Annotated in this window: 17 protein-coding genes; 9 read left to right on the top strand and 8 right to left on the bottom strand. The window is 50.0% G+C overall.

Features of this window, described 5'->3' with window-relative positions; genetic code table 11:
* Positions 1–2 precede the first annotated feature (2 nt).
* Genes citX through U0008_RS01660 form a run of 3 tightly spaced genes read left to right on the top strand, consistent with a single transcriptional unit; the run spans position 3 to position 2,932 of the window.
* Positions 3–557: a citrate lyase holo-[acyl-carrier protein] synthase gene (citX, locus tag U0008_RS01670; protein WP_043490463.1), complete on the top strand. Its 555-nt coding sequence runs from the start codon at positions 3–5 to the stop codon at positions 555–557.
* Entirely contained in the window at positions 529–1,437 is a 909-nt protein-coding gene (gene citG / locus U0008_RS01665) for a triphosphoribosyl-dephospho-CoA synthase CitG (RefSeq protein WP_043490461.1), read from the top strand. Before citX ends, citG begins: the two co-directional genes overlap by 29 nt.
* A 31-nt stretch (positions 1,438–1,468) precedes the next feature.
* Positions 1,469–2,932, top strand: coding sequence for an anion permease (locus U0008_RS01660; RefSeq protein ID WP_043490458.1), 1,464 nt, complete (start codon positions 1,469–1,471; stop codon positions 2,930–2,932).
* An 83-nt stretch (positions 2,933–3,015) separates the two neighbouring features.
* Here the strand turns inward: U0008_RS01660 and U0008_RS01655 are convergent, their stop codons facing one another.
* Positions 3,016–3,381 (bottom strand): diacylglycerol kinase, encoded by a 366-nt coding sequence (locus U0008_RS01655; protein ID WP_025802436.1) that lies wholly within the window; start codon positions 3,379–3,381, stop codon positions 3,016–3,018.
* Positions 3,382–3,508: 127 nt separating this feature from the next.
* Between U0008_RS01655 and plsB the strand changes: the two genes are divergently transcribed.
* Entirely contained in the window at positions 3,509–5,974 is a 2,466-nt protein-coding gene (gene plsB / locus U0008_RS01650; protein ID WP_043490456.1) for a glycerol-3-phosphate 1-O-acyltransferase PlsB, read from the top strand.
* Positions 5,975–6,064: 90 nt separating this feature from the next.
* On the opposite strand, the gene ubiA is transcribed toward plsB, so the two are convergent.
* The 5 genes from ubiA to malK all read right to left on the bottom strand — a co-directional run bounded on the left by ubiA (position 6,065) and on the right by malK (position 11,216).
* The gene (gene ubiA, locus U0008_RS01645; RefSeq protein WP_230599734.1) at positions 6,065–6,886 is read right to left on the bottom strand and encodes a 4-hydroxybenzoate octaprenyltransferase; all 822 of its coding nucleotides are present in this window, start codon (positions 6,884–6,886) and stop codon (positions 6,065–6,067) included.
* 72 nt (positions 6,887–6,958) lie between these two features.
* Positions 6,959–7,474, bottom strand: a complete 516-nt coding sequence (ubiC, locus tag U0008_RS01640) for a chorismate lyase (protein WP_043490453.1) — start codon at positions 7,472–7,474, stop codon at positions 6,959–6,961.
* A gap of 198 nt (positions 7,475–7,672) precedes the next feature.
* On the bottom strand, positions 7,673–8,578 hold the full coding sequence (gene malM / locus U0008_RS01635) for a maltose operon protein MalM (RefSeq protein ID WP_043490505.1): 906 nt from the start codon (positions 8,576–8,578) through the stop codon (positions 7,673–7,675).
* Positions 8,579–8,710: 132 nt separating this feature from the next.
* On the bottom strand, positions 8,711–10,009 hold the full coding sequence (locus U0008_RS01630) for a maltoporin (protein ID WP_130992517.1): 1,299 nt from the start codon (positions 10,007–10,009) through the stop codon (positions 8,711–8,713).
* A 97-nt stretch (positions 10,010–10,106) separates the two neighbouring features.
* Positions 10,107–11,216 carry a maltose/maltodextrin ABC transporter ATP-binding protein MalK gene (malK, locus tag U0008_RS01625; protein WP_043490449.1) on the bottom strand — a complete coding sequence of 370 codons (1,110 nt, stop codon included), beginning with the start codon at positions 11,214–11,216 and terminating at the stop codon, positions 10,107–10,109.
* 504 nt (positions 11,217–11,720) lie between these two features.
* On the opposite strand from malK, the gene malE reads away from it, so the two are divergent.
* The 3 genes from malE to malG all read left to right on the top strand — a co-directional run bounded on the left by malE (position 11,721) and on the right by malG (position 15,539).
* On the top strand, positions 11,721–12,911 hold the full coding sequence (gene malE, locus U0008_RS01620; RefSeq protein WP_043490446.1) for a maltose/maltodextrin ABC transporter substrate-binding protein MalE: 1,191 nt from the start codon (positions 11,721–11,723) through the stop codon (positions 12,909–12,911).
* Between the two features lie 149 nt (positions 12,912–13,060).
* A complete protein-coding gene (gene malF, locus U0008_RS01615) occupies positions 13,061–14,632 on the top strand; it encodes a maltose ABC transporter permease MalF (protein WP_043490444.1) in 1,572 nt (523 codons plus the stop codon).
* Between the two features lie 16 nt (positions 14,633–14,648).
* A complete protein-coding gene (gene malG / locus U0008_RS01610; protein WP_025802454.1) occupies positions 14,649–15,539 on the top strand; it encodes a maltose ABC transporter permease MalG in 891 nt (296 codons plus the stop codon).
* A 105-nt stretch (positions 15,540–15,644) separates the two neighbouring features.
* Here the strand turns inward: malG and psiE are convergent, their stop codons facing one another.
* Positions 15,645–16,052 (bottom strand): phosphate-starvation-inducible protein PsiE, encoded by a 408-nt coding sequence (gene psiE / locus U0008_RS01605; protein WP_025802457.1) that lies wholly within the window; start codon positions 16,050–16,052, stop codon positions 15,645–15,647.
* Between the two features lie 240 nt (positions 16,053–16,292).
* Here psiE and U0008_RS01600 point away from each other — a divergent pair, with 240 nt between their 5' ends.
* Together U0008_RS01600 and dinD are read left to right on the top strand one after the other, a co-directional pair.
* Positions 16,293–17,540 carry a dicarboxylate/amino acid:cation symporter gene (locus tag U0008_RS01600; protein WP_040044755.1) on the top strand — a complete coding sequence of 416 codons (1,248 nt, stop codon included), beginning with the start codon at positions 16,293–16,295 and terminating at the stop codon, positions 17,538–17,540.
* Positions 17,541–17,646: 106 nt separating this feature from the next.
* The gene (gene dinD / locus U0008_RS01595; RefSeq protein ID WP_121626111.1) at positions 17,647–18,507 is read left to right on the top strand and encodes a DNA damage-inducible protein D; all 861 of its coding nucleotides are present in this window, start codon (positions 17,647–17,649) and stop codon (positions 18,505–18,507) included.
* Between the two features lie 101 nt (positions 18,508–18,608).
* On the opposite strand, the gene pgi is transcribed toward dinD, so the two are convergent.
* Positions 18,609–20,258: a glucose-6-phosphate isomerase gene (pgi, locus tag U0008_RS01590; RefSeq protein WP_043490440.1), complete on the bottom strand. Its 1,650-nt coding sequence runs from the start codon at positions 20,256–20,258 to the stop codon at positions 18,609–18,611.
* Positions 20,259–20,463 lie beyond the last annotated feature (205 nt).

The raw sequence follows: 20,463 nt of genomic DNA, 5'->3' as shown, positions 1-20,463 counted from the left end.
CCATGTTTTACCTGCTCCCAACTTTGGCGACCAGCCACACCGTTACATTGCCGGAACTGCTATTCAGCCGTGAATGCAGGCAGTCTCGGCAGGCGGAGTGGCTGGCGCGCCATACCTCAACGCTGATCTCGTTTACCGTGGTCGCGCCCGGGCCGATTAAAGATAGCGTGATGACACGCAAAATCTTTAATCACGGTCTGAAAGCGCTGTGCCAACGCGTTGAACAATCAGGTTGGGAATTGAAGGAGCAGGCTTCTTTTGCGTTGGCGACCGGCCCTGAAGGGTTGCTCGCCATCGACGCACCGGCACGCGTGGTTAAAGAAGCCATGATCGCACTCGAACAAGAACATGTGCTTGGGCGTTTATGGGATATCGACGTATTGAATCCGCTAGGAAAAATTCTCTCTCGCCGTGACTTTTTACTACCTAGCCGAACCTGTTTGCTGTGCCAACGCGAAGCGGCCGTATGCGCACGCGAAAGAGCACACGCAATTCCCGATCTGATCACCCGCATGGAGGCATTACTGCATGATGCCGATAACGCAGCAGCCGTCTGATTCTACCGCTACCGATGAGCATTTCGTCGCCCATTGCAGCGAGCTTGCTTACCGTGCCATGTTGGCTGAGGTCAATCTCACGCCAAAGCCGGGCTTGGTCGATAGAAATAACTGCGGCGCGCATAAAGATATGGCGCTGGAAGATTTTCACCGTAGCGCATTGGCTATCCGCCAATGGTTACCACGTTTTATCGAATTTGGTGCCTGTAGCGCCAATCTTGCTGAAGCAGACGTGCTCACCGGGCTACGTCCCATTGGCATCGCCTGCGAAACTGATATGTTCCGCGCAACTTTTGGCGTGAATACACATAAAGGCAGCATTTTTTCTTTGGGGTTATTGTGCGCGGCTATCGGGCGTTTGCATCAAAGAAAAAGCGCTATCACACCTGCACTAATTTGTAGCACCGCCGCCGCTTTTTGCCGTGGGCTGACCGAACGTGAACTGCAAAATAACCATAACAATCAACAAAAAACGGCAGGACAACGGCTTTATCGGCAACTCGGCCTCACCGGCGCTCGCGGCGAAGCCGAGGCGGGCTATCCATTAGTTATTCAGCTCGCTCTGCCACACTATCAGGCTCGCCTCGCGCAGGGCACCGACCCTGAACTTGCTTTGCTCGATACGCTGTTAGTGCTGATGGCACATAACGGCGATACCAACGTAGCCTCACGCGGAGGCCAAACCGGCCTCAGTTGGCTGCAACAGCGCGCTAAGGCATTGCTGCGTCAGGGTGGCATTCGCCAGCCCTCCGATCTCAAGCACCTCCATGATTTCGACCAGGAATGCATTCAACGCAACCTCAGCGCTGGCGGCTGCGCCGACTTGCTGATTATTACCTGGTTTTTGGCTCAAATTTCGCACTTCAATTATTCACATTAAACTTTAAAAATTCCTTCTTGGAGAATCAGTTATGTCTGTTTCAAAAGATAAGATATGGAAATTAGTCGCGCCGCTGCTGGTTATGGCAGTGATGCTACTTATTCCTGTTCCTGATGGTATGCCTCCGCAGGCATGGCACTATTTCGCCGTGTTTGTGGCTATGATCGTTGGGATGATTTTGGAGCCTATCCCTGCTACGGCAATCAGTTTTATCGCCGTCACTATCTGCGTTATTGGCAGCAACTATCTGCTGTTTGATGCAAAAGAGCTGGCCGATCCGGCTTTTGATGCGGGCAAACAAGCCCTGAAATGGGGTCTAGCTGGATTCTCCAGCACCACCGTGTGGTTGGTGTTTGGCGCATTCATTTTTGCTCTGGGTTATGAAGTCACCGGTCTAGGGCGTCGTATTGCGCTGTTCATGGTTAAGTTCATGGGTAAGCGAACACTTACTCTTGGTTATGCCATTGTTATCATTGATATCATGTTGGCTCCGTTCACGCCGTCTAACACTGCGCGTACCGGTGGTACCGTATTCCCAGTTATTAAGAACCTGCCACCGCTGTTCAAGTCATTCCCTAACGATCCGTCATCGCGTCGTATCGGTGGTTATTTGATGTGGATGATGGTGATCAGTACCAGTCTGAGTTCTTCTATGTTCGTGACCGGCGCTGCGCCAAACGTCTTGGGCTTGGAATTCGTGAGTAAAATCGCGGGCATTCAGATTAGCTGGCTGCAGTGGTTCCTGAGCTTCCTGCCAGTGGGCCTTATCCTGCTGATCGTGGCTCCATGGTTATCTTATGTGCTGTATAAACCAGAAGTTACGCACAGCGAAGAAGTCTCTGAGTGGGCCGGTGGCGCATTAAAAGAGATGGGACGCTTAACCAGTAAAGAGATCACCCTGATTGGTTTAGTACTGCTGAGCTTGGGTTTGTGGGTCTTCGGCGGCGATTTCATCGATGCCACTGCGGTTGGTCTGTTGGCGGTGTCATTGATGTTGGCCTTGCACGTTGTGCCTTGGAAAGACATCACGAAGTACAACAGCGCATGGAATACGTTGGTAAACCTCGCCACGTTAGTGGTTATGGCGAACGGTTTGACTCGTTCAGGCTTTATCGACTGGTTTGCTAACACCATGAGCACGCATCTGGAAGGCTTCTCGCCAAATGCGACCGTGATTGTACTGGTATTGGTGTTCTACTTCGCTCACTACCTGTTTGCCAGCCTGTCTGCACATACCGCTACCATGCTGCCTGTGATTTTGGCCGTAGGTAAAGGTATCCCAGGCGTGCCTATGGAACACCTGTGTATTCTGCTGGTACTGTCTATCGGTATCATGGGCTGCTTAACCCCATATGCCACGGGCCCTGGGGTTATCATCTACGGCTGTGGATATGTGAAATCCAAAGACTACTGGCGCTTGGGTGCTATCTTCGGTGTGATTTACATTTCCCTGCTGCTGCTGGTAGGTTGGCCGATTCTGGCTCTGTGGAGCTAAACCGCTCTGCTTGTCCTGCTAGATAATATTAAGGCCACCCAAGGGTGGCCTTAATGCATTATGAATGTAAGCACATACTCACATTACATATAGTGTCCCCACAGGATGCTGACCCAAATAAAAGCAGACAACCACAGGGCAACAAATACTGCGGCAGAGCCCATATCTTTCGCGCGTCCGGAGAGCTCGTGGAACTCAGACCCGATACGGTCAACAACGGCCTCAATCGCGCTGTTAACGATTTCTAAGATCACCACCAGCGTAACGCAGCCTATCAGCAAGATACGTTCAACAATAGAGACATCCAGCCATGCAGCAATCACCACGGCCACAATCATCAGCATCAATTCTTGGCGGAATGCCGCCTCGTGTTTCCACGCCGCTTTCAATCCCTTCACCGAGTAACCAGCGGCTTTAACAATTCGAGTCAATCCGGTAGTGCTATTCATTTTAATTCCATCAAAATTTAGAAGTCTTATGTGATTTTAGCGACTTCTCATTCACTCATCACCACAGATCTCAAACCGTGTTTCTGGTATCCTTGCGGCGAATGGCTAACAAGAGGCTTTCTGTTTTATGTCAGGTTGGCGTAAATTTTACTATAATTTATTGAATCTACCGCTGAAGCTACTGGTTAAAAGCAAGGTAATCCCTTCTGAACCGGTGGCAGAGCTACGTTTAGACACCACCCGCCCGGTGTTGTATGTCTTACCTTATAACTCAAAAGCGGATTTATTGACCTTCCGAGATCGCTGTTTGGCTCAGGACCTGCCTGATCCACTCGACGATAACGAAATTGACGGCACTATATTGCCACGCTACGTCTTCATTGACGATGGCCCGCGCGTATTCCGTTATTACGCGCCGAAGCAAGAATCCGTCAAACTGTTCCATGACTATCTGGATCTGCACCGCAATAACCCGTCACTGGATATCCAAATGATCCCGGTGTCGGTTATGTTTGGGCGCTCTCCGGGTCGTGAAGGCCACAGCGGAGCCCCACAGCTCCGTTTGCTTAACGGTATCCAAAAATTCTTTGCCGTTATCTGGCTAGGTCGTGACAGCTTCGTGCGTTTCTCTAACGTCGTTTCACTGCGCTATATGGCAGATGAGCACGGCACTGACCAAACTATCGCCCAGAAACTCGCACGCGTAGCGCGCATGCACTTCTCTCGTCAGCGCTTAGCCGCTGTGGGTCCAAGCCTGCCCGATCGCCAAGCGCTGTTTAATAAACTGCTCTCATCCAAAGCGATTGAGAAAGCGGTTGAGGACGAGGCGCGTACCAAAAAAATCTCCCGTGAAAAAGCCCAGCAAAATGCGGTTGCTTTGATGGAAGAAGTCGCAGCCAATTTCACCTACGAAGCGGTACGTTTATCCGATCGTGTGCTGAGCTGGACATGGAACCGTTTGTACCAAGGGATCAACGTCCATAACGCCGAGCGCGTGCGTAAATTAGCGCAGGACGGTCATGAGATTGTTTATGTTCCCTGCCACCGCAGCCACATGGACTATCTGCTGTTGTCCTACGTGCTTTATCATCAAGGCTTGGTGCCGCCGCACATCGCTGCCGGTATCAACCTGAACTTCTGGCCAGCCGGTCCGATTTTCCGCCGTTTAGGTGCGTTCTTTATTCGTCGTACCTTCAAAGGGAATAAGCTTTATTCCACCGTATTCCGTGAATACTTAGGCGAGTTGTTCAGCCGTGGTTATTCGGTTGAATACTTTATGGAAGGCGGCCGTTCACGCACGGGCCGTTTGCTTGAGCCTAAAACGGGTACGCTGGCCATGACCATTCAGGCCATGCTGCGCGGTGGTAAGCGCCCAATCACGCTGGTTCCGGTGTATATCGGCTACGAACACGTGATGGAAGTGGCTACCTACGCCAAAGAGCTGCGCGGTGCCACCAAAGAGAAAGAGAGCCTAATTCAGATGGTTCGCGGGCTGCGTAAGCTACGCAATCTGGGACAGGGTTACGTAAACTTTGGTGAGCCGATCCCGATCAACAACTGGCTGAATCAGCACGTTCCTGAATGGCGCGAATCTATCGACCCAATCGAAGCGCAGCGCCCAAGCTGGTTAACACCAACGGTTAACGCTATCGCCAATACCGTGATGGTGAACATTAATAAATCGGCTGCCGCTAACGCGATGAACCTCTGTTCAACCGCACTGTTGGCTTCTCGTCAGCGTGCGCTGACGCGTGAGCAACTGTTAGAACAGCTAGACTGCTATCTGCAGCTGTTGCGTAATGCGCCTTATGCCGAAGATGCCACCACGCCGAACCAAACCGCCGAAGAGCTGCTGAAACATGCGCTTCAGATGGATAAGTTTGAAGTGGAAAAAGACAACATCGGCGAGCTCATCATACTGCCACGTGAACAGGCAGTATTGATGACGTATTACCGCAACAACATTCAGCATATGCTGGTGCTGCCGTCGCTAATTGCCAATATGGTGATGAACCATAACAGCATCTCGCGTTCAGAGCTGCTGCGTCAGGTGGATTTACTCTACCCAATGCTGAAGGAAGAGTTGTTCTTACATTATGAGCGCAGCAACTTACCGCAGGTGTTTGAACCGATTATTACCGAGCTGTGCCGCCAGCAATTGATTTGTGCGAAGGGCGACGAGCTGGTGATGAATCCAGGCCGTATCCGCACGTTGCAGCTTTTGGCTGCTGGCGTTCGTGAAACCCTGCAACGTTATGCCATCACCTTCTCTCTGCTTAGCGCGAACCCAAGTATCAGCCGTGGTGCGCTGGAAAAAGAGAGCCGTATTATGGCGCAGCGTTTGTCGGTTCTGCACGGCATTAACGCACCAGAATTCTTCGACAAAGCAGTGTTTGCTACCTTGGTGGGAACCTTGCGTTCCGAAGGCTACATCAACGACGTTGGTGATGCGATCCCTGAACACACCATGGAAATCTATAGCCTGCTGGTCGCGATGATAACGCCAGAGATTAAGCTGACCATTGAAAGCGTTAGCGCGCCTGAGATGGAAACCTTGCCTCCGGCCGAAGACGATAGCGACAAGAGCGAATAACGTCTCGTTAATCTCTCTTGAGTAAATAAGAAAAGGCGCCGATTGGCGCCTTTTCTATAGGTGAGAACCTGTGCTTTTCAGACCCTAATGTCAGATCCAAATTGAAAGCGCAATGCCGATAAACAACACCAATCCCGCATAGTTGTTATTCAAGAAAGCTTGGAAGCAAGGCATACGCTCACGCAGTGCAATCAGCTTCTGTTGGTGAATAAACAGCGCCCCAGCCAGTAAAATGCCCCAGTAATAAGCGCCGCTCAGCTGGTTTAAATAACCAATCCACACCATCAACAACAGTGTCGCCAGCTGTAGCAATCCAATAATTAGCTTATCGAAGCGGCCAAACAGAATCGCCGTAGACTTGATACCAATGCGGAGATCGTCGTCCCTATCCACCATCGCATACTGGGTGTCATAAGCTACCGTCCAGCAAATATTCGCCAGAAACAGCAACCAGCAACTCAACGGCAAACTTTCGCTTACGGCGGCATACGCCATCGGGATTGACCATCCAAACGCCATACCCAGCACAACCTGTGGCAAATGGGTAAAGCGTTTCATAAAGGGATAGACCCAAGCCAGCGCAAGAGCCGCAACCGATAGCCAAATCGTCATAGCGTTAAGCGTTAACACCAGCCCAAAAGAAACCAACACCAGCGCCACAAACAGAATCTTGCTCTCTTTCTCCGTCACTGCGCCACTTGGCAGTGGGCGATGCGCCGTGCGCTTAACGTGACCGTCTACACGACGATCGGCAAAGTCATTAACCACACATCCGGCGGCACGCATGAAAAAGACACCCAGCGTAAATACCACCAGCAGCTTTAGGCTCGGAATTTGACCGCCCGCTAGCCACAACGCCCAATAGGTGGGCCAAAGCAACAGCAGCGAACCAATCGGTTTATCAATTCTCATCAGGCGACAATAGGCCTGCCATTTGGTTTGAGTCACGAATCCCTCCAGTCATTCATTCCAATGATGACGACATCACAATTCATTATTAACACCATACAACGGAGACTCAGACAAAAAAAGTTCGGTTAACAACAAAGGTTTACCAGACAAACGTAAACGGCTGCGCCGTGCCCACAGTTCTCCTTGAGAACCCACCTGAATAAAATCACGCGTAAGCTCCGCAGCGCTGAACAAATAGCGCCCAAGCGGAACTGTACCTAGCGTCAACAAGGAGACCTCTTCCCCAGTCAGAGATGTTTCGGGGATCAGCGTCCGGCCAAACAACCACGGCACATTATCACCACACAGCAAAATTTCGCGTAGCCAAAAGCGCTCACAGTTTGGAAGCAGCATGGCTTCTTCGCCTAACGATTGAGCCGTGATAAAACCTTCGCGCCGTGGAACGATAGTGACTTTGTCGCAGTAGCGCTCAAAACGCGCGGTCATGGATTGGCACTCGCCCAGCCAACTGTGCTGCTGCGCAGTCAAATCAACTTCATGAATGGGGTGCCAATGAGTAACGTCCAACGACGGATGACAGTCAGTCATTCCGGTGACTCCAAAACAGAATTTAGCGCCGACCCTCGCCCACGCTGAAAATGGGAGGTTCATTGTAACTCAGATTACCCGACGTAGGCAGAGCAGTAGCAATAGATGATCAATTTGGTAACAAGGAAGGAAAATACAAAACAAAAAAAGGTGCCCCGAAGGGCACCCAGTCAAAGAGCCAGCTTCCACAGCGCGGGTTTAACCCTTGCCTTTCACGCTGTGAATAAAGGTTTCACGGGCAGTGGTTGAACCAAGTTGTTCAGCTTCATTCATCAATTTCAATGCCTTATCAATATCTCCGCCTTTCACTGCATCACGGATACCTTTATTGAAATATTCGTCGGTATCTTTGAGCATTGGCTGAGCCGGTTTTGACGGCGCGGTAGCAACCGGTGCCGCTGCAGCGCCTACCACTACGGGCTGCTCTTTGGGTGCCATCGGCAAGATCCCGCCGATCATCACGTTGCCGGTATTCTGTTCTGCCTTCACCTTGATCTTGATCGTGCCCGTAGACTGATGGATCGCGATCGGATCAGGAATATTTGGCACCGCATTTCCTACACCAGCCGCATAGGCTTTCGCGGGATCAACCATTTGGGTCGTTTTGGCTAAATCCTGCGACGTGGTGTAGATCACCATATAGATCTGTTTTTGCCCTAGCGCAGGCGTCAATTTCAGCGTGCCTTCCAGACGATCGCCACTCATCACGCCCGGTTGTTGATAACTGAAATAGCTGCTTGGATAAAATGCCGCAGGCCGCATATTTTCATCTAAAACCATTACGCTTGGGGCATAGACCCTTTTGCCTTCCACCAAGCTGCTGATGGTAATTTCAAGTGAACCCCGATCGGCCGGTAATGCAAAAGCCCCTACCGCCCCTTGGATATCACCGACATGCAACTGCGCGCTGCTGCTGGTTAAGGTTGCCGTTTTCGTTACTGGAGGAACCAATGGCTCCCAAGGTAGCTGGTGTAACGTATTAGCAGGGATCGCCGGTGCCGTGGCAACATTCGCCGGTTGGATGGTGCCATCCGCCTGAACGCTAAGCGGCATTACGCTGAACATCGCCAAGGCTACGCTCAACGCGATGGTATTCTTTTTCATGACAGCTTTGATTTTATTATTCATTTTGCTTTTCATTATGAACCACCTTAGAGACAGCTCAGCCGCTATGGCAAGAAAGCAGCAGAGCTCAATCAAACGCGGCGGGATCGTCCCGCCGCCGTCAAACAACCGTTACCACCAAACTTCCATCTGCGCGCCGAAGGTGACTTCATCGTCATTTCCGCGGCTGAATTTGTGAGTGCTGTTATCGTTGTATGCAACACCATCGCTGTATCCGGTGTCGGTGTTGGTTGCATAGCCCCATTTCTCATCCCATTTCGCGTAGGTTGCGAACAGACGAATTGCTGGGCGTGACCAGATGCTGTCGCCAGCCTGCCACTGCTGCGCCAACGTCACTTTGTACTGGTTGTTGTTATCGCCAGTGCGCTGTGATTTCACATTGTCATAGCCGAACTCCATCAAGGTGCTCATGATTGGCGTCCATTTGTACATTGGGCGAATACCTGCGGTGTACCATGTAGTACCGTTTTTATCGTCGCGATCGATATCCTGATACATACCCACGTACATCAATGCCCACTTGTCATTGAAGTCGATACCACCGTGATCCAGAACGCGGATCATGTGACCGTTGTTGTTGACGCTAGAGCCTTCTGAATGACCTGAATTGTTTGAGGTCATAGAGTCTGTCGCGTACTGAACGACAAATTTGTTAAAGCCGCTGTAGATAGCCTGAGTATGTTCCGCGGTCAGCATGACGCCGTCTTTCGAGGCATCTTTGGCACGATGATAACCATCGGTTAGGTTAGAACGACCATAGTCAAAACCTAATTCCAGCGTACCGCCTGGGTTGGTTTCCAAACCGGCTAGACGCACGTCGTAGACGTCGTTGGCGGTGTCTTTAACTAAATCTCGCTGCTGTTGGGAGCTGAAGCTGTTTGAACCGCCAGTTTCGGTGTTACGGGTTGCGGCGATAGAGAGTTTACCGAAGCCCAGATCGATATTTTCTAAACCTGCACCCGGACCTGAAATATCCCAGTAGTAGAAGTCGATCATATGAACGTCATGACGTTGATAGAAACGCTTACCCGCCCACAGCGTAGAGCCCGGAGCCCATTCGATGACGTTTTTAGCCTGAATATTGGCTTCACGGAAGGCAGGATCTGTCGCTTCCCAGTCATTGGTCTGCTGCACGGAGTACGCTACGTTGGTGTCAAAGTAGAAGCTCTTATCGCCGTCTTTCCATAGCTCTTGGCCCAGCTTCAATTCCGCATAAGTTTCACATTCGTTACCCAAACGGTATTTACTTTGAGCTCCCGTCGCTTTGAAACACTGCTGTTCACCGCCGCTTGCGGTCCAGCCGATACCGGAACGTGCGTAACCGTGGAAATCTACAGCCAGTGCCTGTGTTGACAGCACCGCACTCGCAACAGCCAGTGCTAAAGGTACCTTGCGCAAAGTCATCATCATTCTCCTGAAGGGGTTGCCTGACGGCATAAAGTTATAAGTGTTCTTTGTTCAACGTATGGTCTAACGTATTGTTAACTAACATCTCTCTAACCCAGAGCTAGACACCCAGCTCCTTATGCAGCCGTCGGCAAGCGACACCATCTTCTCGGAACAGATGACAGCGTTCAGGTGGCAGGCCAATGGCAAATTTTGCGCCTTCATCTACCAGCACCACATCGTTCTGGCGGTAAACAAGGTTTTGACGAATCGCGGGGATCTGAATATGAATTTGGGTTTCGTTGCCTAACTGCTCAACAACCTGAACATCCCCTTCCAAGGTGACTTCAGCATCATGGCTCGGCAGCAAATGCTCAGGACGGATCCCCAGCGAAAGGTTGCCACCAACCTGCACATCCGTGCCTTCAACCGGCAGCCATACTAATTGGCGGTTAGGTAATTCAATCTGAACTCGCTGCGGTTCTGCGGCGGTCACTTTGACGGGTAGGAAATTCATTTTTGGCGAGCCGATAAAGCCCGCAACAAAACGGTTAGCCGGATAGTGGTAAAGCTCCAGCGGCTTGCCGATCTGCGCGACGCTACCGCCATCCAGCACCACAATTTTGTCGGCCAACGTCATGGCTTCGACCTGATCGTGGGTAACATAAATCATGGTGCGCTCTAGGCGCTTATGTAGACGGGAAATCTCAATACGCATTTGCACACGCAAAGCGGCGTCTAGGTTTGATAACGGTTCATCAAGCAGGAATACGTCGGGCTCAGCCACCAGCGTTCGGCCAATCGCAACGCGCTGACGCTGACCGCCGGATAACGCCTTAGGGCGGCGATCGAGCAAATGAGCCAGCTGTAGCACTTCAGAAACCTGATTCACCCGCTGGGTAATCTCTGCTTTTTTAGTGCCAGCGAGTTTGAGACCAAACGACATATTGTCGGCAACGGACAGATGCGGATACAGAGCATAAGACTGAAAAACCATGCCAATACCGCGCTCAGCGGGCGGCACTTCATTCATGCGCTTGCCTGCAATAAGTAGCTCACCGGAAGTGATATCTTCTAAACCCGCAATCATGCGCAGCAGTGTCGACTTACCACAGCCAGACGGCCCAACAAAAACCACAAACTCGCCGTCTTGGATTTCAAGGTTAACGTCTTTAGAAATGACGACGTCTCCGTAAGCCTTATATACGTTTCGCAGTGCTACGCTCGCCATGCGTTACTCCTGTCTATCACTAATGAGGTCCACTAACGCGACATCTCAGCGGGCCTAATCCTTAGCCATGCCGTTCAGCAGATGCGCCTTATCGATTGCTGCCGATAGTGCGCGTTAAGCAAAGAAGCGTAATCATCCGTAACAAAGTTTTTCATGGGGGAGGAGATAGGAGGATGAGAGAAAATAGCGTGCGGTGAAAAGTTCATACCTTTCAGTGAATTCGTGATCCTGCTTGCAAAAATAACCCTGTGATTTTGTGTCTACATCCACAGAATAGGCGGTAGTGTTAAGTAGATCACAAGAAACCCCCTTGGGGCGTAGAAGGGGGGAGGATGAGAAGCAATCTCGTGTAAAGGAGTATGGCACTGCATCAGAAATCCCCTACAAGCAGGGGCTAACAACGATTCGTACTCTACGGCTTATCTGAACCGCTTCGGCTTCCATGCTCGGTGGTACAGACATCAACTCATACCTCGACAGAAACAGAACAAGAAGGATTGGATAATGACTAAGAAATCAGGCATCAGAACCCTCGCCCTTTCGGCACTGGCGACACTGGTTCTCTCCTCTTCCGCGTTCGCTAAAATTGAAGAAGGCAAACTGGTTATCTGGATTAACGGCGATAAAGGCTATAACGGCCTGGCCGAAGTCGGTAAAAAGTTTGAGAAGGAAACCGGTATCAAAGTGCTGATTGAGCATCCAGACAAGCTGGAAGAGAAGTTCCCGCAGGTCGCGGCTACCGGCGATGGTCCTGATATCATTTTTTGGGCTCATGACCGTTTCGGGGGTTATGCACAGTCTGGCCTGTTGGCTGAAATCCATCCTTCTAAAGCCTTTCAAGAGAAGCTTTATCCATTCACGTGGGACGCCGTTCGTTTTAACGGCAAACTGATTGCTTACCCAGTGGCCGTTGAAGCACTGTCGCTGATTTACAACAAAGACCTTCTGCCAGAGCCGCCAAAAACGTGGGAAGAAATTCCGGTACTAGACAAAGAGCTGCGCGCTAAAGGCAAAAGCGCCATCATGTGGAATCTACAAGAACCGTACTTCACATGGCCAATCATCGCAGCCGACGGCGGCTATGCCTTCAAATATGATAACGGCACCTACAACATCAAAGATGTGGGCGTGAATAATGCGGGCTCTCAGGCTGGCCTACAGTTCATCGTTGATTTGGTGAAAAACAAGCATATCAATGCAGATACCGATTACTCCATCGCTGAAGCCGCGTTCAATAAGGGGCAAACCGCGATGACCATTAACGGCCCTTGGGCGTGGTCAAACATCGATAAGAGCAACATCAACTATGGCGTTGCCCTGCTGCCAACCTTCAAAGGCCACCCATCCAAACCGTTTGTTGGCGTACTCAGCGCAGGCATCAATGCCGCTAGCCCGAATAAAGAGCTGGCCACCGAGTTCTTGGAAAACTACCTGATGACCAATGCCGGTCTGGAGCAGGTTAATAAAGATAAACCACTGGGCGCGGTTGCACTGAAGTCCTACCAAGAAACGCTGGAAAAAGATCCGAAAATCGCCGCCACCATGCAAAACGCCCAAAAAGGCGAAATCATGCCAAACATCCCGCAGATGAGCGCCTTCTGGTACGCCGAGCGCAGCGCCATTATCAACGCGGTAAATGGTCGTCAGAGTGTGAAAGAAGCCTTAACCGGCGCAGAGCAACGTATCGCCAAATAAGTTCATCAGTAAATGACTCCACTCTAACCCTCCTCTTCACTGAGGAGGGGTTTGCTCAGCGATCTCGGCATGGGCTGGATAGGGTCTGAACATCGAAATTTAAGTTGTCCGTAACCGCCTCCGGCGTAAGAGAAATGAGGGAGAGTTTGATGTCGTTATCCCATACAGAATATCCAATCGCGAAGCCGGATAAATGGTGGCAGAGTGACATACTAAAATGGATCGTTATCGCCGCCATGTGCCTGTTTACGGGCTATCTCACCATTGTGATGTACGCACAGGGCGAGTACCTGTTTGCTATGCTGACACTGGTTTTGCTGGGTTCTGGACTCTACATTTTTGCCAATCGCAAAGCCTATGCGTGGCGCTATGTCTATCCGGGGCTTGCGGGAATGGGGTTGTTCGTACTCTTTCCCCTTATCTGCACCATCGCCATCGCATTCACCAATTACAGCAGCACTAACCAGCTCACCTTTGAACGCGCACAGTCGGTGTTAATGCAGCGTCAATTCACCACGGGTAAAACTTACGGCTTTGGCCTTTACCCCGTAGGCGATCGGTGGCGCTTACAGCTAGCCAATCCCGAAAACGATCGGCTTTACATCTCAGATCCTTTTAGCTTCAGCGCTCAAGAACAGCGCTTAACCATGAAACCAGAAAGCGCCGAACAGACGGGCGATCGCGCTACGCTGCGGGTGATTACTCAAAACCGTCAGGCCTTAAATAACATCGTGGCAGTTTTGCCCGAAAGCAGTGAATTGCGCATGAGTTCCCTGCGTCAGTTCGCCGGAACCAGCCCGCTATATACTCTTGAGCAAGACGGTGAAACCCTCAAAAACAATCAAACGGGCACCGTCTATCGTCCGAATACCGACGTAGGATTCTATCAAGCGGTGAATGCACAAGGGCAATGGGAAAATGAACAGCTCAGCCCTGGATTCACCGTTTCTATTGGCTGGAAAAACTTTTTACGCGTGGTACAGGATGAAGGTATCCGCCAGCCGTTCGTCAGCATCTTTATCTGGACCATTATCTTCTCGGTCTTAACCGTGGTGTTCACCGTTGCCGTCGGCATGGTGCTGGCATGTGTGGTTCAGTGGGAAGCGTTAAAAGGTAAGGCGCTGTATCGCGTGATGCTCATTCTGCCTTATGCCGTACCGTCGTTTATTTCCATACTGATCTTTAAGGGGTTGTTCAACCAAAGCTTCGGTGAAATCAACATGATGCTCAGCCATCTGTTCGGTATTAAACCCGCTTGGTTTAGCGATCCGCTCACCGCCAAAAGCATGATTCTGATCGTCAATACCTGGCTCGGCTATCCGTATATGATGATCTTGTGCATGGGCTTGCTCAAAGCCATTCCAGACGATTTGTACGAAGCCTCGGCGATGGACGGCGCTGGCCCAATGCAGAACTTTTTCCGCATCACGCTGCCATTGCTGATCAAGCCGTTAACACCGCTAATGATTGCCAGTTTTGCCTTCAATTTTAATAACTTTGTTTTGATTCAGCTATTAACCAACGGCGGTCCAGATATGCTCGGGACCTCTACGCCGGCAGGCTATACCGATTTGCTGGTGAGCTATACCTATCGCATCGCGTTTGAAGGCGGCGGTGGACAAGACTTTGGTTTAGCGGCAGCGATTGCCACACTGATTTTCCTGTTGGTTGGCGCGTTGGCGATACTGAATCTGAAAGCCAGCAAAATGAATTTCGACTAAGGAGAGGGACCACAACATGGCTATGGTTCAACCGAAATCCCAGCGTTTACGCCTGCTGTTTACACATCTGATGCTGCTGGCTTTTATCTGTACCATCATGTTTCCGCTGCTGATGGTCATCGCTATCTCGCTGCGCTCTGGCAACTTTGCGACCGGCAGCCTTATTCCCGAGAATATTTCTTGGGAACACTGGCAGTTGGCGTTGGGAATGAGCGTGACTAACGCAGATGGCAGCGTCACTCCGCCACCGTTCCCGGTTCTTTTATGGCTATGGAACTCGATTAAAATCGCCGTGGTTACGGCAATAGGCATTGTGACGCTTTCCACCACCTGTGCTTATGCTTTTGCGCGCATGAAATTCAAAGGCAAAAGCTCGCTGCTGAAAGGCATGCTGATATTCCAAATGTTCCCAGCCGTGCTGTCGCTAGTGGCGCTGTATGCGCTCTTTGATCGTATCGGCCAGTATGTGCCGTTCCTGGGTCTTAATACCCACGGCGGCGTAATTTTCGCTTATATGGGTGGGATTGCGTTGCATGTTTGGACGATTAAGGGCTATTTCGAAACTATCGATAACTCGTTAGAAGAGGCCGCGGCTCTTGATGGCGCTACACCTTGGCAGGCTTTCCGCTTGGTGCTTTTACCGTTGTCGGTACCTATTTTGGCGGTGGTCTTCATCTTGTCATTTATTGCCGCAATTACCGAAGTGCCGGTGGCGTCTCTGCTCTTGCGTGATGTGAATAGCTATACGTTGGCCGTCGGCATGCAGCAATACCTTAATCCGCAAAACTATCTGTGGGGTGACTTTGCCGCTGCGGCGGTGCTGTCTGCTATTCCAATTACTGCCGTATTCTTGCTAGCTCAGCGCTGGCTGGTGGGCGGACTCACGTCCGGCGGTGTGAAAGGGTAATGCGTTAAAACCTGTGTCTTTGTTGTGCCATTGCAGTTATTCGATCCCGTTATCGCTAAAGCGATAACGATTTTGGCGGCCTATTGGCCGCCTTTTCTTTTCGCCTTATTCTCGCTTGAGTTTTTCTGTATTCGCTAAAAATAGCGCCACCACAAGAACCAAAATGGCCGCCGAATAAATCAGCGTATCGGCTGGATTTTTGTGGTCGACAATAATCAAACGGATGATTGCGGTAATACCGATGTAGATAAAATAACGTAAGGGAAAGTGATATCCCGACTGGAAATACTTCACGATAAGCGCAATGAACTCGAAGTAAAGGAAGTAGATAACAATCCCTTCAATGAGCAGATATGAGGATGCGGTTTCGCTGGCGTTAAACAGCACCGTTCCTAGCGTGAAGGTTTCTTTCGCTAAAAACACCACTAAAATCACGGCCAGCATTAACAGACCAGCATTCAAAATCCACTGCAAAATCTTCGCGATAGCGCTCGCTTGTTTGGTTCCTGGCATCGATGTTCCTCTGTGCCGTTAATCATTTTATGTGATCAAGTTAACAAAATGGCTATTTTGTCGTCTATCCCCAAACCAAAATAAATCTGTAAATCCTCAGATAGAAACTTAACGGCCCTCACATTTCGCGACATTTTTTTGCTAATCGTTTTACTATGTCGTCCGGCCAACTTTCGCCTGATCGCGAATGATTACCGCAGCTTATGCCAGGGTGTTCTAACGATTGAGAAATAAAATAATATGAAAATACTACGTCATTATGGTTTTACTATTTGCTTGCTGCTAGGGATTATCCTCGGCGGGCTATCCGGTATCGTTTTCGGAGAAAAGGCCGCAATTGTGCAGCCGATCGGGGATCTTTTCCTTAATCTGATGTTTGTCGTCATTGTGCCGCTGGTGTTTCTCAGCATTTCGTCTTCTATCGCTGAAATGAAACAGATGGCGCGTCTGGGCAAGATTATGGGAACGGTTTTTGCCGTATTTCTAAGCACCGCGCTCATTGCCGCCGTTATCGCCTTCATCGGTACCCAGATTTATAACCCATTCCAAAACGTCGACGTCAGTACGCTGATTGCACATTTGCCACCTGCGCCGGATTCACACGGCAAAAGCCTCGGTGAAATCATCGTAAATACCTTTACCGTGCCTGATTTCCTGCAGCTGTTTACCAAATCTAGCCTGCTGCCGCTGATCGTGTTCTCCGTGTTGTTAGGATTAGCTACCTCGATGTCAGGGGAAAAAGGTCAGCCAATCGCCAACTTTCTGACCTCAGGCACCGTCGTTATTCTTCGCATGGTGAAAATCATCATGTACGCCGCACCGGTTGGCTTAGGCTGCTACTTTGCCGCTACGGTTGGTCATTTAGGGCCGCAGATTATCAATGGCTATCTGAATGCTTTCCTGCTTTACCTCATCCTGACCGTGATCTACTTTTTTGGTGCAAACACGCTGTATGCGTTTGTTGCAGGTGGAAAACTGGGCGTTAAAGTCTTTTGGTCTAACGTACTGACGCCAGCGATTACCGCCGTCGCCACCTCATCCAGCGCTGCCTGTATTCCAGCAAACCTGATTGCGACTAAAAAGATGGGCGTCCCCCATGATATCGCTGAAACTGTCATCCCTTTGGGTGCCAACACGCATAAAGATGGCTCGGTAATCGGCGGCATCATCAAAATCGTATTCCTCTTTACGCTATTCCATAAAGATATGAGCGATCCGATGAATATCGCCGCCATCATCAGCGTCGCATTCCTCGTCGGTGCCGTCATGGGCGCGATCCCAAGCGGCGGGATGACCGGTGAATTGATGATCTGCTCGGTGTTTGGTTTCTCACCTGAGTTAGTCGGCACCATCATGATTATCAGCACCATCATCGACGTTCCCGCAACGCTGTTGAATTCCACAGGAAATACCGTCTGCGCCATGATGGTGACGCGATTTGTGGAAGGGAAGGATTGGTTGAAGCGCAAAGCCTGTATGCAAGGTTAAATACCCTGCGATACGCTTCGCAAAGCTAGCGAAACGCCGTGGAAGTCCCCCTCTGAACAAGGGATAACGCCCATCTTTGGACGTTACTTATTTAGAGGGATTTTCCATGGCATTAGATAAAAAGCTTCAGATGTTACAGCAACATTTCGATTCACTCGCACAACGCACTGATTCTGATGGTATCGAGTTTTGGTTCGCGCGCGACCTTCAGCCTCATCTGGGCTATGTGCGTTGGGAAAACTTCCAAACCGCCATCATCAGATCCATTGAAGCCTGCCGTTTATCTGGCTTCAAAGAACTCGACCATTTTCGTGGCGTCACGAAAATGGTTCTGCTGGGCAGCGGCGCGGAACGGGCGGTTGAAGACCTTATTCTGACACGTTACGCCTGCTATCTGATTGCTCAGAATGGCGATCCACGTAAGCCGGAAATTGCCTTTGCTCAGAGTTACTTTGCCGTACAAACTCGCAAACAAGAGCTTATCGAAGATCGTATGCGCTTATACGAACGCTTAGAGGCAAGAGATCGATTGAAAGAGTCAGAGAAGGCGCTGTCGCAGAATATTTATGAGCGCGGTATTGATGATGCCGGTTTCTCTCGCATTCGCTCTCGAGGTGACGCCGCACTATTTGGTGGGCATACCACTCAAGATATGAAAGACCGGTACGGAATTGTGAAAAACCGCCCATTAGCCGATTTTCTTCCCACTCTGACTATTGCCGCTAAAAATCTAGCGACCGAGATGACCAATTATAACGTGCAGCAAATTGACCTTCACGGTGAGCAGCCCATCACGTCAGAGCACGAACAAAATAATATCAGCGTGCGGGACATGTTGGGATCAAGGCATATAAAACCAGAGGAATTGCCTGCTGAAGAGGATCTTAAGAAACTCCAGCGCCGAGTCAAAGCTCAGGACAGAAAGCTAGGCTCAAAGGGATTACAAACACCCGTCACTAAAAAATAGAGACCATTTTCGTGGCGCCACGAAAATGGTCTAGTTCACCCAACAAAAACGCCACCATTAAGGGTGGCGTTTTTTATGTTTTAACTTAAAGAGTTAACCAACTATGCGCGCCAGTTTTTAAAGCGGTTAATCAACGCATTGGTTGAACTATCGTGGCTATTTACCTCTTCACTGCCACTCAATTCAGGCAAGATACGGTTCGCAAGTTGTTTACCGAGTTCTACGCCCCATTGGTCAAAGGTGAAGATATTCAGAATTGCGCCCTGAGTGAAGATTTTGTGTTCGTACAAGGCGATTAACAGGCCCAAGCTGTATGGCGTGATTTCACGCAGCAGAATGGAGTTCGTTGGGCGGTTACCTTCAAACACCTTAAACGGTACGATGTGCGCCACTTCTGCCGCGGTTTTACCGGCTTTCGCAAACTCTTCTTCCACTTCTTCACGTGATTTACCAAACGCAAGCGCTTCAGTTTGAGCAAAGAAGTTAGACAGCAGTTTGCTGTGGTGATCGCCTAACGCATTGTGGCTAATCGCCGGAGCAATAAAGTCACAAGGAACCAGTTTAGTTCCCTGATGAATCAGCTGATAGAACGCATGCTGGCCGTTCGTACCGGGTTCCCCCCAAATGATTGGGCCAGTCTGGTAAGAAACTGGGTTACCGTTACGATCCACATATTTACCGTTAGATTCCATATTTCCTTGTTGGAAATAAGCTGGGAAACGGTGCATATATTGGTCATATGGCAGAATCGCTTCGGTTTCTGCACCGAAGAAATTGTTATACCAGATGCCAATCAATGCGAGCTGTACTGGCAGATTTTGCTCAATAGGCGTATTGGCAAAATGCTGATCCATCGCATGAGCGCCGCTCAACAGTTGTTCGAAATTATCGAAACCAATGCTTAAGGCAATAGACAGACCGATGGCAGACCACAGCGAGTAACGACCGCCGACCCAGTCCCAGAACTCAAACATGTTGGCGGTATCAATACCAAATTCACCCACCGCTTTGCCATTGGTAGAAAGCGCGGCAAAATGCTTCGCCACGTGTGCTTCATCACCGGCCGACTTCAGGAACCAATCACGCGCGCTGTGGGCGTTCGTCATGGTTTCTTGTGTCGTGAATGTTTTAGACGCAACAAGGAACAGCGTGGTTTCTGGGTTTAAGGTTTTCAACGTTTCGGCAATATGGGTACCATCGACGTTAGAAACAAAGTGCATTCCCAGATGGTTTTTGTATGGTTTCAGCGCTTCGGTCACCATGTATGGGCCTAAGTCTGAACCACCGATACCAATGTTCACCACATCAGTAATAGTTTTACCGGTATAGCCTTTCCACTCACCGCCAATAACGCGTTCGCAGAACTGTTTCATCTTAGCCAGCACCGCATTCACTTCAGGCATAACATCTTTGCCATCCACGATAATTGGCGTGTTGCTGCGGTTACGCAGAGCAATATGCAGAACGGCACGATCTTCGGTACGGTTAATCTTTTCGCCCGCAAACATGGAGGCAATCGCCCCCTGCAAATCCGTTTCTTTGGCTAATGCCTGCAGCTTTTCGAGGGTCTCTGTGGTGATGCGGTTTTTAGAGAAATCGACCAGCATCTGGTCATTAAAGGTAGCAGAGAACTTAGAGAAGCGGTCGGCATCTTGAGCGAACAGATCGCGCATCTGCACAGATTTCATTTGCTCGAAATGCTGCTGCAGCGCATGCCAGGCAGCGGTTTGACTAGGATTGATATTTTTCATAGCGACGCCTTTATGCTTGAGAATAAAAGAAAGTTTGTTCTTCAGACATGTGTTCTTCTGAACATAGAGACTAACAAGCAACCAAACCCGGCGTTTCCATGAAAACTGGAATGACGACGAGCAGGTACTGAGTCATCTTTTCCCAACGATTTACCAAATTGTATCCTTTTCCCCTCGGGTTGCGATCACTTTTGTTGCGATAGTT

This window comes from Hafnia alvei (assembly GCF_034424155.1).
Classification (GTDB): Bacteria; Pseudomonadota; Gammaproteobacteria; order Enterobacterales; family Enterobacteriaceae; genus Hafnia; species Hafnia alvei.
This window is presented reverse-complemented; position numbering and strand designations above follow the sequence as displayed.

Excerpts from the sequence above, each read along its gene's own strand:
- malE (WP_043490446.1), top strand. The coding sequence starts at position 11,721 with ATGACTAAGAAATCAGGCATCAGAACCCTCGCCCTTTCGGCACTGGCG.
- U0008_RS01655 (WP_025802436.1), bottom strand. The coding sequence starts at position 3,381 with ATGAATAGCACTACCGGATTGACTCGAATTGTTAAAGCCGCTGGTTAC.
- psiE (WP_025802457.1), bottom strand. The coding sequence starts at position 16,052 with ATGCCAGGAACCAAACAAGCGAGCGCTATCGCGAAGATTTTGCAGTGG.
- malF (WP_043490444.1), top strand. The coding sequence starts at position 13,061 with ATGTCGTTATCCCATACAGAATATCCAATCGCGAAGCCGGATAAATGG.
- U0008_RS01660 (WP_043490458.1), top strand. The coding sequence starts at position 1,469 with ATGTCTGTTTCAAAAGATAAGATATGGAAATTAGTCGCGCCGCTGCTG.
- malG (WP_025802454.1), top strand. The coding sequence starts at position 14,649 with ATGGCTATGGTTCAACCGAAATCCCAGCGTTTACGCCTGCTGTTTACA.
- citG (WP_043490461.1), top strand. The coding sequence starts at position 529 with ATGATGCCGATAACGCAGCAGCCGTCTGATTCTACCGCTACCGATGAG.
- U0008_RS01600 (WP_040044755.1), top strand. The coding sequence starts at position 16,293 with ATGAAAATACTACGTCATTATGGTTTTACTATTTGCTTGCTGCTAGGG.
- dinD (WP_121626111.1), top strand. The coding sequence starts at position 17,647 with ATGGCATTAGATAAAAAGCTTCAGATGTTACAGCAACATTTCGATTCA.
- U0008_RS01630 (WP_130992517.1), bottom strand. The coding sequence starts at position 10,009 with ATGATGATGACTTTGCGCAAGGTACCTTTAGCACTGGCTGTTGCGAGT.
- citX (WP_043490463.1), top strand. The coding sequence starts at position 3 with ATGTTTTACCTGCTCCCAACTTTGGCGACCAGCCACACCGTTACATTG.
- malM (WP_043490505.1), bottom strand. The coding sequence starts at position 8,578 with ATGAAAAAGAATACCATCGCGTTGAGCGTAGCCTTGGCGATGTTCAGC.
- plsB (WP_043490456.1), top strand. The coding sequence starts at position 3,509 with ATGTCAGGTTGGCGTAAATTTTACTATAATTTATTGAATCTACCGCTG.
- ubiA (WP_230599734.1), bottom strand. The coding sequence starts at position 6,886 with ATGAGAATTGATAAACCGATTGGTTCGCTGCTGTTGCTTTGGCCCACC.
- ubiC (WP_043490453.1), bottom strand. The coding sequence starts at position 7,474 with ATGACTGACTGTCATCCGTCGTTGGACGTTACTCATTGGCACCCCATT.
- malK (WP_043490449.1), bottom strand. The coding sequence starts at position 11,216 with ATGGCGAGCGTAGCACTGCGAAACGTATATAAGGCTTACGGAGACGTC.
- pgi (WP_043490440.1), bottom strand. The coding sequence starts at position 20,258 with ATGAAAAATATCAATCCTAGTCAAACCGCTGCCTGGCATGCGCTGCAG.